This is a genomic window from Actinomyces sp. zg296 (genome assembly GCF_009829695.1).
In the GTDB taxonomy this organism is placed as follows: Bacteria; Actinomycetota; Actinomycetes; order Actinomycetales; family Actinomycetaceae; genus Actinomyces; species Actinomyces marmotae.
Window position 1 is genome coordinate 411,740 of the sequence record NZ_VWPG01000002.1, and the last position, 15,883, is coordinate 427,622.

Annotated in this window: 17 protein-coding genes and 1 tRNA gene; 14 read left to right on the forward strand and 4 right to left on the reverse strand. The window is 72.8% G+C overall.

Annotated features, from left to right (window positions below; all coding sequences use genetic code 11):
• Positions 1-48 precede the first annotated feature (48 nt).
• Positions 49-1,101 carry a variant leucine-rich repeat-containing protein gene (locus tag GVV76_RS02080; protein WP_159624570.1) on the reverse strand — a complete coding sequence of 351 codons (1,053 nt, stop codon included), beginning with the start codon at positions 1,099-1,101 and terminating at the stop codon, positions 49-51.
• Positions 1,102-1,277: 176 nt separating this feature from the next.
• Between GVV76_RS02080 and GVV76_RS02085 the strand changes: the two genes are divergently transcribed.
• From GVV76_RS02085 to GVV76_RS02135, 11 genes are all read left to right on the forward strand, one after another.
• Positions 1,278-2,102: a PP2C family protein-serine/threonine phosphatase gene (locus GVV76_RS02085; RefSeq protein WP_159522772.1), complete on the forward strand. Its 825-nt coding sequence runs from the start codon at positions 1,278-1,280 to the stop codon at positions 2,100-2,102.
• The gene (locus GVV76_RS02090; RefSeq protein ID WP_236263153.1) at positions 2,089-3,213 is read left to right on the forward strand and encodes an FHA domain-containing protein; all 1,125 of its coding nucleotides are present in this window, start codon (positions 2,089-2,091) and stop codon (positions 3,211-3,213) included. Before GVV76_RS02085 ends, GVV76_RS02090 begins: the two co-directional genes overlap by 14 nt.
• 16 nt (positions 3,214-3,229) lie before the next feature.
• Positions 3,230-4,066, forward strand: coding sequence for a hypothetical protein (locus GVV76_RS02095; RefSeq protein WP_159624574.1), 837 nt, complete (start codon positions 3,230-3,232; stop codon positions 4,064-4,066).
• Complete coding sequence (locus GVV76_RS02100) at positions 4,059-4,889, forward strand: LmeA family phospholipid-binding protein (protein WP_159624576.1); 831 nt, start codon at positions 4,059-4,061, stop codon at positions 4,887-4,889. Before GVV76_RS02095 ends, GVV76_RS02100 begins: the two co-directional genes overlap by 8 nt.
• Positions 4,890-4,906: 17 nt before the next feature.
• On the forward strand, positions 4,907-6,031 hold the full coding sequence (locus GVV76_RS02105; RefSeq protein WP_159624578.1) for an LmeA family phospholipid-binding protein: 1,125 nt from the start codon (positions 4,907-4,909) through the stop codon (positions 6,029-6,031).
• Between the two features lie 220 nt (positions 6,032-6,251).
• The gene (locus tag GVV76_RS02110; RefSeq protein WP_159624581.1) at positions 6,252-7,523 is read left to right on the forward strand and encodes an AAA family ATPase; all 1,272 of its coding nucleotides are present in this window, start codon (positions 6,252-6,254) and stop codon (positions 7,521-7,523) included.
• Entirely contained in the window at positions 7,520-8,569 is a 1,050-nt protein-coding gene (locus tag GVV76_RS02115) for a DUF58 domain-containing protein (protein WP_159624583.1), read from the forward strand. The genes GVV76_RS02110 and GVV76_RS02115 overlap by 4 nt, the downstream gene beginning before the upstream one ends.
• Positions 8,566-9,090: an alpha-amylase gene (locus tag GVV76_RS02120; protein WP_175993995.1), complete on the forward strand. Its 525-nt coding sequence runs from the start codon at positions 8,566-8,568 to the stop codon at positions 9,088-9,090. The genes GVV76_RS02115 and GVV76_RS02120 overlap by 4 nt, the downstream gene beginning before the upstream one ends.
• Positions 9,084-10,142, forward strand: coding sequence for a vWA domain-containing protein (locus GVV76_RS02125; RefSeq protein WP_159624585.1), 1,059 nt, complete (start codon positions 9,084-9,086; stop codon positions 10,140-10,142). The genes GVV76_RS02120 and GVV76_RS02125 overlap by 7 nt, the downstream gene beginning before the upstream one ends.
• Positions 10,139-11,266, forward strand: coding sequence for a vWA domain-containing protein (locus GVV76_RS02130; protein WP_159624587.1), 1,128 nt, complete (start codon positions 10,139-10,141; stop codon positions 11,264-11,266). The genes GVV76_RS02125 and GVV76_RS02130 overlap by 4 nt, the downstream gene beginning before the upstream one ends.
• Before the next feature lie 17 nt (positions 11,267-11,283).
• Entirely contained in the window at positions 11,284-12,096 is an 813-nt protein-coding gene (locus tag GVV76_RS02135; RefSeq protein WP_159624590.1) for a tetratricopeptide repeat protein, read from the forward strand.
• 81 nt (positions 12,097-12,177) lie between these two features.
• Here the strand turns inward: GVV76_RS02135 and GVV76_RS02140 are convergent, their stop codons facing one another.
• Both GVV76_RS02140 and GVV76_RS02145 read right to left on the reverse strand, forming a co-directional pair.
• On the reverse strand, positions 12,178-12,873 hold the full coding sequence (locus tag GVV76_RS02140; RefSeq protein ID WP_159522792.1) for a TetR/AcrR family transcriptional regulator: 696 nt from the start codon (positions 12,871-12,873) through the stop codon (positions 12,178-12,180).
• A 131-nt stretch (positions 12,874-13,004) separates the two neighbouring features.
• A complete protein-coding gene (locus GVV76_RS02145) occupies positions 13,005-13,517 on the reverse strand; it encodes an NUDIX domain-containing protein (protein WP_159624592.1) in 513 nt (170 codons plus the stop codon).
• A 78-nt stretch (positions 13,518-13,595) separates the two neighbouring features.
• Between GVV76_RS02145 and GVV76_RS02150 the strand changes: the two genes are divergently transcribed.
• Both GVV76_RS02150 and GVV76_RS02155 read left to right on the forward strand, forming a co-directional pair.
• A complete protein-coding gene (locus GVV76_RS02150; protein ID WP_236263154.1) occupies positions 13,596-14,336 on the forward strand; it encodes a M50 family metallopeptidase in 741 nt (246 codons plus the stop codon).
• A gap of 196 nt (positions 14,337-14,532) precedes the next feature.
• Positions 14,533-14,958, forward strand: a complete 426-nt coding sequence (locus GVV76_RS02155) for a DoxX family membrane protein (RefSeq protein WP_159522796.1) — start codon at positions 14,533-14,535, stop codon at positions 14,956-14,958.
• A gap of 149 nt (positions 14,959-15,107) precedes the next feature.
• Here the strand turns inward: GVV76_RS02155 and GVV76_RS02160 are convergent.
• Positions 15,108-15,181, reverse strand: a tRNA-Gly gene (locus tag GVV76_RS02160).
• Positions 15,182-15,398: 217 nt separating this feature from the next.
• Between GVV76_RS02160 and GVV76_RS02165 the strand changes: the two genes are divergently transcribed.
• A complete protein-coding gene (locus tag GVV76_RS02165; RefSeq protein WP_159624594.1) occupies positions 15,399-15,824 on the forward strand; it encodes a TM2 domain-containing protein in 426 nt (141 codons plus the stop codon).
• The last annotated feature ends 59 nt before the right edge of the window (positions 15,825-15,883 follow it).

Consider the following 15,883-nt stretch of genomic DNA (forward strand, 5'->3'; position numbering starts at 1 on the left):
ATGGTAGACGCGGGCGCGGCTCGCGAGCCCCGACGGCGCCGCGCGGGCTCAGTTCTTCGAGGTGCTCTGGACGCGCTCGCGCGAGAGCGTGAAGCCCTTGCCGGTCACCTGGCTCCAGCAGGAGATCCCGGACTCCGAGGAGGTGCAGGCGTAGTCGCCGCGCATCGCCGAGGCGCCGTAGTTGAGCGTGACGCCCCCTCCGGAGAAGGAGGTGGCGCACCTGCCGGTGGCATCGCTGCCGCTGACGGTGGCCTCGTAGGGGGAGGATACGCAATTGCCCTGAGAGAAGGAGTGCTCCTTGATGGTGCAGGTCGCGCCCGAGTCAGTCAGGGTGCAGGAGATATTGCCCGAAGGCGCCGTGAAGGCTGCGAGCTCGGTGGCGTCCGACGGCGCCGGGAAGGCCTTCTTGCTCGTCGGGCTCGCCGAGGCGCTGGCCGAGGGGCCGGTCGAGGGGGGCGGCGCCGCGCCTTCCTGGGCGGGGCTCGAAGCCGCAGCCTGATCCGTGCTCGCCCGGCTGGCCTTAGTGGCGTCGTCGTCCTCGGTGGCGACCCAGAAGGCGATCGCCCCGACGAGGGCCAGGACCACCAGGGTCAGGAACCACAGGAACAGGTTGGAGCGGTGATGGCTCTCCTTGTTCGGCGGCGCGGGCTCGCCGACTCCGAGAAGGAGCGCCTGCTGGTCGTAGCCCTGCGCGTAGGGCTGCTGGCCCACAGCGTGCGCGCCCTGCTGGCAGGCGGGCTGGAACGCCTGGGGGCCGGCCTGCTGCGCGGCCCACGCGGGGTCCGAGGGCTGCGCCGACGTGCCCTGGGCCTGGGGCGGGACCGCGATCGTGCCGGGCATGGCCCGCGCGCTGGGGCCGCCCATGGTGGCGGGATCGATGGGGCTGATGGGGCTGGCCGCGATGGGGCGGGACGCCAGCGCGGCGTCGATGGCGGGGTCCCCCAGCGATCCCAGCCAGGTCAGCAGGTCCGGGTAGGTGTTCGGATTGCGCGCGATGTACGGGCGCAGTCCCGGGTAGTTCTGAGCGAGCTCGTGCAGGTCCGCCCAGGGGGTCGTGGGGTCCTGAGCGCGTGCGATGAGCTCGTCCTGAGCCTGAGACATGAAGGTCCTTCAGCGGCGATCGAGGGCCGGGACGCGCCGGGGGAGGCGAGGGTCCCGGAGTGCCGGGGGGCACTTGCGGCTGCGAGCCTACCTGAGGGACCCCTGATGGCCATAGGGAGGCGGAAGCAACGGTATGGTCAGCCCCAGCGCGGCAACAAGGAGGGCGGGACCAACCGATGAGCGATACCACTGAGCCGGTCGCCGGCGCGTCCCGGGCCCCCATCGTCGGTGCCGCCACCGATGTCGGCCGCATGCGCACCGCCAATGAGGATGGCTATCTGGCCCTGGAGCCCGTGTACGTCGTCGTCGACGGCATGGGGGGGCACTCCTCCGGGCGCCTGGCCGCTCGCACCGCCCTGGAGCGGATCTCCGCCCTGGCCGGGAGCGTCATCAGCGACGCCGCCCAGGTCATCGAGGCGATCGAGGAGGCCGGGGAGGAGGTCGCTGCGCTGCCCTCCTCCGCCGCTCACCGGCCCGGCGCGACCGTCGCCGGAATCGCCCTGCTTCACCCCGACGGCGTCCCCGCCTGGCTGGTCTTCAACCTGGGTGACGCGCGCGTCTACCTCCTGCGCGATGGCGAGCTCCACCAGGTCACCACCGATCACTCCAAGGTCCAGGAGCTTATCGAGTCCGGTGAGCTCAGCCGGGCCGACGCCCGCGGCGACTTCCGCAAGAACATCGTCACCCGTGCCCTGGGCGGGGGGCTGGCGGGCCCCTTCACCCCGAGTGCGCGCCTCCTGCCCGCCACGGGGGGCGAGCGCTTCCTCGTGTGCTCCGATGGCCTGAGCGACGAGCTCGACGACGACGAACTCGCCCTCATCCTGGACGCCGGCCTCACCCCGCAGCGCACCGCCGAGGCCCTCGTCGCCGCCGCCTTGGAAAACGGCGGGCATGACAACGCCACGGCGGTGGTCGTCGATCTCGTGGAGCGCCCGTCGCTCGGCGGCGTCGTCACGGCTCCCGAGCAGTCAGGGGGAGGTGCGTCGGATGGCCCCGGATGATGAGGGACACGCCCCCGAGGGCGGCTCGGCGGGGACCCTGGCCGAGGCCGAGCGCGGCGAGGTGATCGTCGGGATGCTCGGCACGGCACTCCTGGTCCCCGGGGCCCCCGAGCGCGTGGCGGCGGCCGTGCTGGCGGCCCTGGGCGGCCCCGTGGTCCAGGGCGACGCCGGCGCCGTCAAGGGCGCCGCCGCCCAGGCCGCCATCTCCACCGGGCAGGAGCCCCCCGACCCCGATGAGCCCGACCGGCTCGTGGCCCAGGACGAGGCGGGCGACGGCACGGAGGACGCTGACCCGTCCCCGGGCTCCCCGGCCGCGGCTGTCGCCGCCGGCGCTCCGACCCCCGATGGGCCGGCCTCGGCCTGGGACGCGATCGACGGCGTCGACGACGAGGATCTGCCCGCCACCGGCGTCTGGGTCGAGCCCGAGGAGGAGGACGCCGGGCCCCCGACGGCCGCGATGCCCGGGCCGGCGCCGGACCCCGAGGATGACTCGGGCAGTTACGACCTGAGCGCTTCCTTCCCTGAGCCCGAGCCCGGCTCGGGCCGGCGCCGCCACCGCGGCTCCTCGGTGCCCACCGCCGGCAGCGCGTCCGTGGGGAGCCCCGCGACCGGCCCTGGGGGAGAGGCGCCGGCGGGCAACGCGATCAACACCCTGCCCTCATCGGCCGTGGCCGAGGCCCTGGCGACGGCGATGGTGCGCGACGCCCGCCCCGTCCTCGCCCTGCTGCGCCTGTCCACCGGGCAGGACGTCCTCGTGCGCGCGGGCGGCGAGGTCGTGATCGGCAGGGCGCCCCAATCGGCCAGCGCGCGGGCGGCGCTCGTCGTCGTCCCCTCGACCTCCCACATGGTCTCCCGATCCCACGTGCGGATCACCACGGCCGGCTCCTCCGTCCTCGCGCAGGACCTGGGCTCCTCCAACGGCACGATCCTCCACCGCCCCGGCTGCCCGGCGGTTCTCATCGCCTCCGCCCTGCCCACGCCTCTGAGCGTGGGGGACGTGCTCAGCATCGGTGATGGCATGACGCTCAGGCTGGTCGCCCCCTCCGCTCCGATGGGGGCGGGACCGCCCTCTCCGCCCTCGATCCACCCATTCCAGCACTACCAGCAGTAAGCAAAGGATTCTTCCCATGACCAGCGACGCAACGTGGACGGAATCGCTGCCCACCGTCGACCCCGACCGCCCCGAGGAGCTCGTGCTCGACTTCTCCGGCGAGGTGCACAGGATCGCCCCGGACGAGACCTTCGTCGTCGGCCGCGGCGGGGACCTTGACATCGACGACAATCCCTACCTGCACCGGCGCTTCGTCGTGCTCGCCCGCGAGAACGGCCTGTGGTGGATCGCCAATGAGGGCTCGCGTCTGTCGGCCACCCTCACCGACGGCGATGGGCTCGTCCAGTCCCGCCTCGCCCCCGGAGCGCGCATGCCCCTGGTCTTCCCACGGGTCATCCTCACTTTCTCCGCCGGTCCCACCACCTATGAGATCGACCTCATCACCGCCGGCGAGGATCACTTCGCCGGGATCGAGGGCGCCAGGCAGTCCACCGGCCAGACGACGATCGGCGTCACCCCGATGACCCGCTCCCAGCTCCTGCTCATCCTCGCGCTGTCCGAGCCGGTGCTGCGCCGCGCGGGCACCGGCGCCGCGGAGATCCCCTCCTCGCAGGCCGCCGCCGCGCGCCTGGGCTGGTCGATCACCAAGTTCAACCGCAAGCTCGACAATGTCTGCGAGAAGCTCGACCGCGTCGGCGTGCGGGGGCTGCGCGGGGGCCGCGCCGAGGGCGCCGCCTCCAACCGCCGGACGGCGCTCGTCGAGCACGCCGTCTCCACGCTCATGGTCACCGCCGAGGACCTGCCCATGCTCGACGACGAGCTCGCCGCCAACCGCGCCGCCGCCGCGCCCGTGACCACCGCCCCGACGAAGGTGGGCGGCGGCGCGAAGGGGGCGGGAGCCGACCGTGCCTGAGACCTCCTCGCTCGCGTCCTCCCTGAACCCCTCGCCTGCCCCCTCCGCTGCTAGCCCTTCCCCCCGCCGGGGACGCGCGCTGGCCGTCTCGGCCGCCTGCCTCGTCGCCCTGCTCACCGTGGGCAACTTCACGGCGCGGCCCGCCCTGGACTCCTACCTGTCCGGGCGGGTGGCCGCCGCCATCCGCCAGGCGCTTCCCGGACTGGACAAGAACGCCTCCATCACCACGGGTGATGACCTCATCCTCCAGCTCCTCCACGGCCGCATCGACTCGATCGGCATCGACGCCTCCCGACTCGACCTGCCCGTGAGAGCGGATACGGCCAGCACCCTGAGCGTGTGCGATGTCCACGCGGAGCTGACCGGCGTGAGCGCCTCCGACCCGCATCGCGCGAGCAGCGCGCGCGCCACGGGGCTCATCGACTGGCGGGGGGCCAACGACCTGGTGACCACCGCCGACATCAACCCCAAGGATGTGACGGTGGACGTGGTGCGCCCGGGCACGGACACGGACCCCGGCAGTGCCCGCGCCTCCGGCGTCGGCTACGGCTCCGCCTTCGAGATCGTGTTCGAGCCGCGGGTCACGGCCGACGGCGGCCTGGGCATCACCGTCACCTCGGCGAAGGCCGACGGGGTCGAGGTGCCCATTGACGGCCCCAACTCCGAGGGGGGCAGGATTCTCGCACTGCTGGGCATCCCGATCAGCGGCGTGGAGATCACCCCCGATCAGCTGCCCCACGGCCTGAGGATCAGCAAGGTCATGGTCACCGCCGACGGCCTGAAGATCTCTCTCGCCGGCAGCGACGTGACCATGAGCGAGTAAGGCGGGCAGGAGCGGTCATGACCGACGAGGACCTGGGTGAGCGCGAAGCCGTCGCCAGTGCCGGGGCCCCTGAAGGTCCTGACGGCGACGACGAGCGCCCCGGCCCCATCGGCGCCGACTGCGTTGACGGTGGTGACGGTGGTGACGGCGCCGAGGGCTCCGAGGCCGCCAACGGCGCCGACGGCGCCGATGGCGCCGAGGGCTCGCAGGGCCCTGAGGGTGACGGCGTCGAGCCCCGGCGCCGCCTCCTGACCTGGCGACGGGGGATCGCCGTCGTCGTCATCCTGGCAGCGCTCCTCGGCCTGGCCGGAGTGGGGGCGGAGCGCTACGCGCGCCATGAGATCACCTCCCGGGTCCTCGGCTCTCTCCACGGGCTCTCCCCGGATGCCAGGCTCAGCCTGGACGGGCCCGTCCTGCCCCAGGTCGTGCGCGGAGAGATCGACAGCCTCAGCATCACGGCCTCAACGCTGACCGTCATGCGCGCAGGGGCCCCCGCGACCGAGGCCGCCACGCCCGCCCCGGAGCCCACGGCCGAGCCGACCCCGGGAGACGGGGGCCTGCTGGGCGGGCTCCTCAATATCGTCACGGGCGCCCAGGGCTGCTCCGCCCCCAGGGTCGGGGATCCCGCGGCGATCCAGGGCGCGCAGCTGAGCGACGTCGCCCTGACGATCGAGGGGCTGAGCACCTCGGGGGCGCATCACGCCGACCACGTCGTCCTCAGCGGGACCCTGCCCTGGGCCGAGGTCGATCGCATGGCGGGCCTCGTCGTCGGCGGCGTGTCCTCTCCCTCCTCTTCTCCGCTCCAGGAGGGCGCGGCTAACTCCCCCGGAACGGCGATCCTGCGCGGGACCGTCTGCGGCCAGGGCGTGGGGATCCACCTGGCGCCCGTCGTCACCGAGGCGGGGGGCGTGAGCCTGACCGTGACGAGCATCTCGTGGGCGGGCAGGGACATCCCCGCGGATCAGAGCATCGCCGGTAAGACGGTGCTGGAGTGGCTGGGGATGGGGCCCTCATCGCTCGGGCTCCCGGCCGATGCGCTTCCGACCGGGTTCCGGGTGACCGCTGCCCGGGTGGGGGGAGGCGGCATCGAGGTCAGGATCGAGGCCTCGGACGCCGACCTGTCCGCCCTCACCCCACCATAGCCCCTCCCTCTATGCGAGACCGGTCGAAATCATGACCGAGACCGGTCGAAATCATGACCGAGACCGGTCCGCGGACCGGTCTCGCGAACGGGAGGGAGAGGATCGCCTGGAGGGAGCGGAAACGTGGGTGAGGGTACCCATCGCCGGAGGTATCGCCTCAGCAAGGCTCCGTTATAGCCTGCGTGCGGCAGAGCGCCCACCGCACCTCATGAGGAGATGTATGAGCACCGACCCCGCGCAGCACCGGCAGCCCGCCGCACCGACCGCGGCCGGGCCGTTCAGGGGTGCGGTGCCCGCCGTCCCGCCGATGCCCCAAGCGCCGGCCCAGGCCCCGCAGGCCCCGCCGGCGATCGCCCCCGGCGCGCGCCGCGACATCCGCCCCGCCCCGGGAGAGATCCCGCAGTCGGGAACCGTCCCCACTGTCCCCCGCGAGCGCGCGTACCCCGCGCCGACCGGCCCCCTGCCCACGCGCGAGGCCCTGCGCGCCGAGGCCGCCCGCTCCTCCCGCTCCCGCCACCCCGAGGAGGACGTGGAGCGCGCTCGCGCCCTCATCAAGCGCATCCACCAGGTCTTCGAGCAGCGCCTGGTGGGGCAGGAGCAACTGCGCCTGGCCCTCATCTCCACGCTCATCGCCGGTGGGCACATCCTCCTGGAATCGGTCCCGGGCCTGGCTAAGACCACCGCCGCCCAGACCCTCGCCTCCGCCGTCTCCGGCTCCTTCACCCGCATCCAGTGCACCCCGGACCTCATGCCCAACGACATCGTCGGCACCCAGGTCCTCCAGTACGCCACCGGGGAGATGACCACGCAGCTCGGCCCGGTGCACGCCAACATCGTCCTGCTCGACGAGATCAACCGCTCCAGCGCCAAGACGCAGTCCGCCATGCTCGAGGCCATGCAGGAGCGCCAGACCTCCATCGGCGGCGTCGTCTACCCCCTGCCGCACCCCTTCATGGTGCTCGCCACCCAGAACCCTATTGAGGAGGAGGGCACCTACGTCCTGCCCGAGGCCCAGATGGACCGCTTCCTCATGAAGGACGTGCTGAGCTACCCCAAGCCCATGGAGGAGGTCGACGTCCTGGACAAGATCTCCTCGGGTGCCTTCGAGGAGCCCCTGCACGCCCAGCCCATCAGCACCGATGACGTCGAATGGCTCCAGGGCGCCGTCGAGCGCGTCTACGTGGACCCGGTCATCAAGCAGTACATCGTCGCCATCATCAACACCTCCCGCGGCGGCGGCCCGCGCCCCGTGCCCGGCCTGGAGCGCCATGTGCGCGTCGGCGGCTCGCCGCGGGGCTCGATCGCCCTCATGCGGGTCTCCCAGGCCCTCGCGCTGCAGGCCGGCCGCACCTACGTCACCCCCGACGACGTCGGCCTGCTGCGCCACGCCGTCATGCGCCACCGCCTGGTGCTCACCTACGACGCCCTCGCCGATGACATCGCCCCCGAGGCGATCATCGACGCGGTCTTCGCGGCGGTCCCGACGCCGTGAGCCGCCCTCCCACGGCGGGCGCCATCGAACTGCCGGCCGAGCCAACGCCGCGCGGGTCGCGCCTGGCCCGCGTGCGGGGGCGCCTGTCCCTGCCCACCCTGCGCCGCGCCATCGGGCTGCTCGACGGGCGGCACAAGTCGGTGCTCCTGGGGCACGGGCAGGATTTCGACGACCTGTCCGCCTACCGCCCCGGCGACGACGTGGGAGACATCGACTGGAAGGCCTCCGCGCGCATCGGCCAGCCCGTCATCAAGCGCTACCAGCGCGAGTCCAACCTGCCCCTCGTCCTGGCCATCGACACCGGCCGGACCATGGCCGCCCAGGCCCCCAGCGGTGAGGACAAGCGCGAACTCGCCCTCGCCGTCGCCGAGGTCATGGCCTACCTGGCCCGCCTGCGCGGCGACTCCGTGGCGCTTGTGGCCGGGGACGCCTCCCGGATGGTCTCCCGCCCGCCCCGGTCGGGCGCCGAGCACGCCGAGACGATCCTGTGGCTCATCGCCCGGCAGTACTCCGCCCTCACCGAGCTCCCGCGGGGCGCCCCGGCGAGCGCCCGTATGCGGGTGGGGCAGGTCTCCCCCCGGCGGGACAGCGGCGCCGCCATCGGCGAGCTGGTCGCCGGCGCGCCCGCCTCCGACCTGCCCGGCCTGCTCGGCAAGGTCATCAGCCTCCACGGCCGCCGCAGCCTCGTGGTGCTCCTGACCGACACCTCCCACCCGGACGCCACCGCCCACGACCAGCTCCGCAGGCTGTCGGCGCAGCACGAGCTGGTCGTCATCCAGATCGCCGACGACGCCCCCATCACCGGCGACCCCGGCGCGGTCCGCGATGTGGAGATGGCGGAGGACCTGCCGGTGTTCCTGCGCTACGACACGGCCCTGGGTGCCCAGCTCGCCCGGGCCGACGCCGCCCGGCGGGCCGGCGTCACCGCGCTGCTGGACTCGCGGCGCATCGAGCACGCCGTCGTCGCCTCCGAGGAGGGCCTCGTGGACTCCATCGCCGAGGTGCTCGGCCGTCAGCGCCTCGCCACCGCCCGAAGGAGGCGATGACCGTGGAGATCAGCCCTCCGCAGCTCATGCCCGCCTGGATGGCGGTCACCGCCGTCGTCATCCTCCTGCTCGCTGTCGCCGGACTCCTCTGGTCGCTCCTGAGCCACCGGGTCCGGGACGGCTTCATCAGCGACATCCCCATGGCTCCCGGGGAGCGCCGCCGCTGGATGAGGCTCATCGAGCGCGCCGCGAAGAAGTACGACGCCGGGCAGATCGACCTGCGCGTCCTGCACCTCGAGTTGGCCTCCGCCCTGCGGGGCTTCGGATCCGAGCGCAGCGGTGAGGACCTGACCACCGCGACCGTCACGGAGATCATGGACATGTCCGCGTCCACCGAGTCCGAGGACGTCGAGACCCGCCTCAAGCGCGCCAGGACCGCGGCGCAGCCCCTGGACGCCAATCCCCTGGGGCATGTCGGGGAGCTCCTGGCGATCTGGGAGCAGCCCTCCTTCGATCGCGACTCCGACGCCGTCGCCGCCCGGGCCATCGAGCACGCCAGGCAGGTGGTCTCCAGATGGTGATGCCCTGGCTTCCCTGGTTCCTCATCGGCGCCGCCGCGTTGATCATCGGCATCACCGCGCTGCGCGCCGCCCGCGGGGGCGAGCGGGCCCCGGCCGGCCCGACGCGCCGCGTCGCCAACGCGATGCCGCTCCTGCGCTCGCCCGCGGTCCTGCGGCGCCTGCGCCGACGCCGCGCGCTCCACGCGCTCCTGGGCGCGCTCATCGTCGCGGCCATGGTCTCCTCGGCCCTGCTCGCCGGGCGCCCAGTGAGCAAGGACGTGCGCAACGATGCCCTGGCCAGCCGCGACATCGTCCTGTGCTTGGACGTCTCGGGCTCCATGCTCGGCCTGGACTCCCAGGTGCTGGAGACCTACACCCAGCTCATCGACTCCTTCAACGGGGAGCGGGTGGCCCTGATCGCCTGGAACACGACGGCGCAGACGATGGTGCCCCTCACCGACGACTATGAGACCCTCAAGACCGAGATGGGCAAGATCACCGATCTCCTGGACTCCGCGTCCACCAGCCTCTCCTCGGCGCGCAGCCGCTACTCGCGAATGTTCTCCGGCACGATAGCGGAGGAGCTCAACGCCTCCTCGCTGGCCGGCGACGGCCTGGCCTCCTGCACGCAGGCCTTCGACAACTCCGGGGCCGCCAGCGCCGACGAGCGCCCCCGCTCCATCATCCTGGCCACCGACAACGTCGTCTTCGACAACTCTCACGTCCAGCTTTTCTCCCTGCCCGAGGCCGCCGAGCTCGCCACGAGGAAGAAGATCCGCCTGTTCTCCATCTACGGCTACGACCAAGGGCTCAGCTACGGCGACCTCGCCTCCCAGGTCGAGTCGGCCCGCCAGGAGCTGGAGAGGGTCACGCGGGACAACGGCGGCAAGTTCTACCAAGTGGGGGACTCCCGCACGGCCGGGCGCATCGTCAAAGAGCTGGAGAAGACCCAGGCCCAGGAGTACAGCTCCGACAATGAGGTGCGGCTGACGGACACCCCCAGGGTGGGCGCCATCTGGCTGGTTCTGGCCGCCGGCTCTCTGCTGCTCATCGCCGCCTGGAGGCGCGCATGACATTCCATCCTCTGTTCGGATGGCCCTTCACCATCCTCATCGCCCTCATCGGCATCGGCGCCGTCGTCATGAACTGGTGGCGCCTGCGCCCGCCGCGCCCCCAGGCGGCCCCCGCTCCCTACGGCCCGCGGGGCCTGACCCCGCGGGGGGCCGGCGCTGCTCTCCCGCCCGCCCGCCGGCTGTCGCTCTCGGCGCGCCTCGTCGTCGCCCGCCGGGCCGCGCTGGTGGTCACCCTCGTGCTTATGCTCGCCGGCCCCAGCACCTACCAGTACGATCAGCGGGTCACCTCCACCACCGAGGTCTACCTCGTCGTCGACCGCACGGGCTCCATGGCCGCCGAGGACTGGGCCGGCGGCGCCGGGACCCGGCTCGACGGCGTGCGCGCGGACCTGGAGGCGATCCGCAAGGCCCTGCCCGAGGCCCGCTTCTCCATCCTCGCCCTGGACTCCGCGGCGGCCAGGGAGATGCCGTTGAGTACCGACACCAACGCCGTCGACTCCTGGATCAAGACGCTCCGCCAGGAGGTGACGAGCCGATCCACGGGCTCCTCGCTCGAGCGCATGCTCCCGCTTCTGACCGCCACCCTCACCGAGGCCGCGCAGGTGGCCCCCCAGGACGCCCGCCTCGTCTACATCCTCTCTGACGGCGAGGCCACCGACGATGGCGCCGGGGCCAAGGACGCCGCCTCGCAGGGCGTGGCCTGGAAGGATCTCGCCCCCCTCGTCGACGGCGGCGCGGTGCTGGGCTACGGCACCGCCCAGGGTGGGAGGATGCGCGAGTACGACGGCGGCACGACCCCCGCCGACCAGATGCCCTACATCAAGGAGAAGGGGCACAGCGATGACGCCGTCTCGGTCCCGGACGTCCAGGAGCTGCAGGCGGTGGCGAAGGACCTCGGCCTGCCCTACTACCAGCGCGACGGCGAGGGCGATGACCCGACGAGCGCCTTCACGAGCGTCGACGTCGAGCAGATCCTGTCCGACGGGCACCACGGCAAGCGCTCCAGCCGCTACCTCACCTGGCCCCTGGCGCTCCTGGTCTTCGCGCTCATGACCTGGGAGGCAGCGGCGCTCGTGCGATCCGACATCGAGGTGCGCCGCCTGGCGCGGTCAGGGGGCCGGTGATGGGATCGCGCGAGCCAATGCCGAGGCGCCGCCGGCTACTGATCGGGCTCAGCCTGACCTCGATCCTGCTCGTCGTGGGCCTGTGGCTCGCGGCGGTGTCCACGGGCACCACCCTGGCCAACCGCTCCCTGTACGCGGGCGACTACTCCACCGCGGTGGACCGCTACCGCATGGTGCGCACGATCAACCCATGGCTGCACAAGTGGAGGGCGCGCTACAACCTGGGCACCGCCGAGCTCCTGGCGGGGGACTACGACCGCGCGATCGCCGACCTGGAGTCCGCCCTGCCCGATGCCCCCCAGGGAGTCATCGACATCGCCTATGACACCGCGGGCAACGTCATCCGGCAGCGCACCGGCGTGTGCATGACACGCGTCAACCTCTTCGTGGCCCATATGGCCCTGGCCGGGCGGGCCCAGGAATCGGGGGACACGACGGCGGCGCAGGCCCAGGTCGACGCCGCGAAGGAGGCCGCGGGCGACTGCGAGGTCCCCCCGGCCCAGTCCCCGCAGCCCCAGCCGACGACGCCTCCCACCCAGACCCCGACACCCTCGCCCACCCAGACCCCGACCGAGCCCGGGACCCCCTCCCCGGACGCGTCCCAGAGCCCCAGCAGTGGTTCATCAACAGATCCGAGCCCCTCCGGCTCCTCCTCGCCGACCGCGGAGCCGACCGCCCCCGGGGCGAGCGAGCCCACTGCGGGCGAGAGCGGCTCAGCCAGCCCAACGCCCACGGAGGGCCAGGAGAAGGAGAAGAGGCTTCAGCGCCGCAACCAGGGTCGTGAGGAGCGCTCGGCAGCGCCCAATGACGGCGCCAAGCGCCGCTGGTGAGCCAGCGGCGCTGCGACGAGAGGCCATTGAGGCGAGTGACCGCGGGCGAGGCCGGGGCCGGCGCTGGGGGGCTTGGTCGGCTCAGCCGGCGGCGGCCCGCTCATGCGGCGCCTCCTGGGCCCTCTGGGCCGACGCGTCCTCCGTGGCGTGGGTGCGACGGATGGCGGGCACCGCGTGGTCCGGCAGCCGCGCTCCGACGGCTCGCAGCACGAAGATGTCCAGAGCGTCGAGGTAGGCGGCCCGCGCCGCGGGGTCCTGGGGGGTGGGCCGCCCGCCCATGACGCAGGCGTTGAGCAGGGGGATGAGCATCCCCGGGTCCTGCCGGGGGATGAGGCCCTCATCCATGGCGTCGGAGAGGATCGAGGCGAGCATCTGGCTGATGAGCCCACCGTGGGCGCGCAGCCGTCCCGCCGTGTTGCGCGAGACCGAGCTGGCCAGCGGCCCGGTGGTCGGGAAGTGGAAGTGGCGCTTGAGGAGGGCCTGCTGGCGCACGTACACGCGCAGGCGGTCGAGGGGGTCCTCGATGCCCGCCAGCGCGATGGACAACTCCTCGGAGTAGCGGACGACCTCGTGCTCCATGAAGGCCAGGAGCAGGTCCTCCTTATCGGCGAAATGGTTGTAGACGGCGGTGCGGCCCACGCCGGCGCGCGAGGCGACGTCGGAGAGTGTGATCTTGTCGAAGGAGCGCTGGCTCATGAGGAGGGACAGGGATTCGAACAGCGCGTTGCGCGTGCGCTCGCGGTGCTCGGCGAGGGAACTACCCATGATTTTCGGCATGAGGCCAGCCTAACTCACGACGTGACGTTGTGGGGCTCAATGTCAGCAAGTGTGGGCGCCGGTGTGGGCTGCGGCCTGGGAGGAAATCGCGTTTGTGCGAGAGATCACGGAAAGGGTGTTGGTCCCCGGGATCAGGGCCGCGCTCCCGGCGCGAGCACCGACCGGATCGCGCGAAGGATGGGCGCGTCCGCCGGCAGCCAGGGAAGGGCGTCGAGCTCCCCCAGCCGCGCCCAGCGCAGTGACTGGTGCGCCTTCCCGCATCGGGGTGGGCGATCGCCGTCGGGCTCGGCGAGCCAGACCCTCATCCGGTGCCCGTTCATCGCGGCCCAGGCCGGGGCGTCGTCGCCCGGCCACTCCCGCCGCGCCGGGGGAGGCGGAACCGCCAGGGCGGCGGGTGGCACGACCTCGGCGCCCAGGCGCACCGACGCCCCGATCTCCTCGGCGAGCTCGCGCGTCAGCGCGGTCACCGGCTCCTCCCCGCTCTCGACCTTGCCGCCCGGCAACTCGTACTGGCCCGCGTGCTGGGGAGGGTAGGAGCGGGCGGCACAGAGCATCGCCGTCGGGCGGGCCAGGGAATCCAGGATCGCGGCGGCGACGACGAGGCGGCCCGAGGAGGGCCGGGCGGGGCGGGCGGGGGTGCTCATGTGCCGACTGTAGAGCCCCGGCCGCGCCCTTCCCGGAGCGCGCAGGGCGCGCATGAGCGCATGGGGCACAATCCCACCGTGACACCCAGTGGGCTCCTCCTGGACGCCGTTGACCGCATCCTCCCGTCCACCGCGCCGGACCCGGCGGCGGTATGGCCGGGGATCCTCCTGCTCGTCCTCGTCCTAGCCGTGCCGACGGCGCGGCGCTGGGGGCGCGCGGCGGTGACCGTCATCCACGAGGCCGGGCACGCCGGCGTCGGACTCCTCGTCGGCCGCCGCTTCGAGGGCTTCACCGTGGACGCCGGGCTCGGGGGCCGGGCGATCACCAGCGGGCGCGGCCGGGGTCCGGGCAGGATCGCCACCGCGTGGGCGGGCTATCCCGCGCCCGCGCTCATCGGCTGCCTCCTCGTACATGCGGCACTGGGCGGCTGGGTTGGCCCGATCCTCACCCTCGCCCTCATCGCCGAGCTCGTGCTGCTCATCAAGTCCCGCTCGGCGCGCACTCTCGGGCTCGTCCTGCTCATCATTGCCGCCACCACCGCGCTGTGGTGGGCGGGCTCCAGCGTCGTGTGGGCGGGCCCGCTGGCCCTCGCGCCCCGCGACGCCCTGACGGCGGGGGCCGGCCTGGTGCTCCTCCTGGGCGCCTGGGACGCGCTGCGCGACGTCGCCGCCAGCCGCGACCCACATCAGGACCACGGCTCACTGGCCGGGCTCACCCACCTGCCGGGCTGGTTCTGGCTGGGCACCTGGTGGCTGGTGATCGCCGGCGCTACGGCGTGGTCCGCCTGGGGCCTGGCGCGCAGCGCCGGGTGGGCGTGAGCGGCTTGCTGGCCCGTTGGCCCGAGCGCCGGGGCGCTGGCGCCCAAGAGCGGTCCGCGGAGCGCGGGCCAGGGCGATCCGGCGGGACCGGATCGAGCCGCGCCGATGGCCAGGCCGCGCGGACCGCCGGGTGGTGGCACACTTGACCCTGCTGATCTATTTTCCCCGATTGGCCCGGTTGAAAGGAGTCCCGACCATGTCCCGCGCACCGCTTGTCATCCGCGCCCTCCTCGCCGGGCCCTTCATCCACGGGGGCTGGGCCCAGGTCGGCGGCGCGGACGCCCTCGCCCACCAGGCCGAGCCGATCGCCGAGGCCCTCAACGCCTCCGCCGGGCCGACCGCCCAGGCCCTCCTCGGCCGCGAGGTCACGGGGAGGGACCTCGTCCTGCTCAACGGCGGGGCGATGATGGTGGGAGGCGCCGCGCTGGTGACGGGCGTGGGGGTGCGCTGCGCCGCGGGCGGCCTCATCCTGTCCCTCCTCCCCACCACCGCTCAGGGCCATGCCTTCTGGAAGGAGGAGGGCGCCAAGCGCTCCCAGAAGCTCCAGGGGGCGCTCACCAACGGCGCGCTCGTCGCCGGGCTGGCGCTCCTGGCGCTGCGGGGATCTCGGCGTCGGCGCTGATCGCGGCCAGTTGGCGCTCGGCCCGGCGGGTCCGCCCCTCGGGCCGAGGCGTCCGCCCCTCGGGCCCGGCGTGATGGGTGGCGCGGTTGGGAACGGCAGGCACGAAGGAGTCCGCGGCACCGTGGGACGGTGCCGCGGACTCCTCCACGTGGAGCGGATGACGGGAATCGAACCCGCGCTATCAGCTTGGGAAGCTGAGGTTCTACCATTGAACTACATCCGCAGATGCTCACCACCAGGCGCGCGGGAGCAGCATACCCCATTGCTGCGCCCATGTGGAAACGCCGGGCGAGCGCCCTGCCGCTCATCCCCTTCATGCCAGATGTCCGCCATGCCTGAGGGGCATCGTTGCCGGGAGGGCCGAGGCGAGTCGGTTATTGTTCGGGGCGGCCCGCCTACGGTCGGCCTCGCTCCCCAACGTCTGATGGAAGGTACTCCCGATGAGCGATCCCAATGCTTTTGCTGGCGACGCCACACTCGCTGAGGGGTCGGGCCCTGGTGCCCGGCAGCCAGCACCCTATTCGGGCACAGGCGCGTACCCGGCGCAGGGCTACCAGGCTCCCGCCTCCCAGGGCCCGTACGTCGGCCAGCCGATTGCGCCCCAGGTCGCCTACGGGCACAACCAGAAGTCGAAGGTGGCCGCAGGCCTGCTCGGCATCTTCCTGGGCGCCTTCGGCATCCACAACTTCTACCTCGGGCACACCGGCAAGGCCCTTGCCCAACTACTCATCACGATCCTGTCCTTCGGTATCTTCTCCTTCATCTCAGGCATCTGGGGTCTCATCGAGGGCATCATCATCCTGTGCTCGGCGCCGGGCGCCCGGCCTTGGGGCGTGGATGCGCAGGGCGTGCCGCTGTCGAACTGAGTGATCGGAACGGCCATGGCTGGTCTCGGCGACAGCCTGCCGGCCGCGGCCGGCGGCCG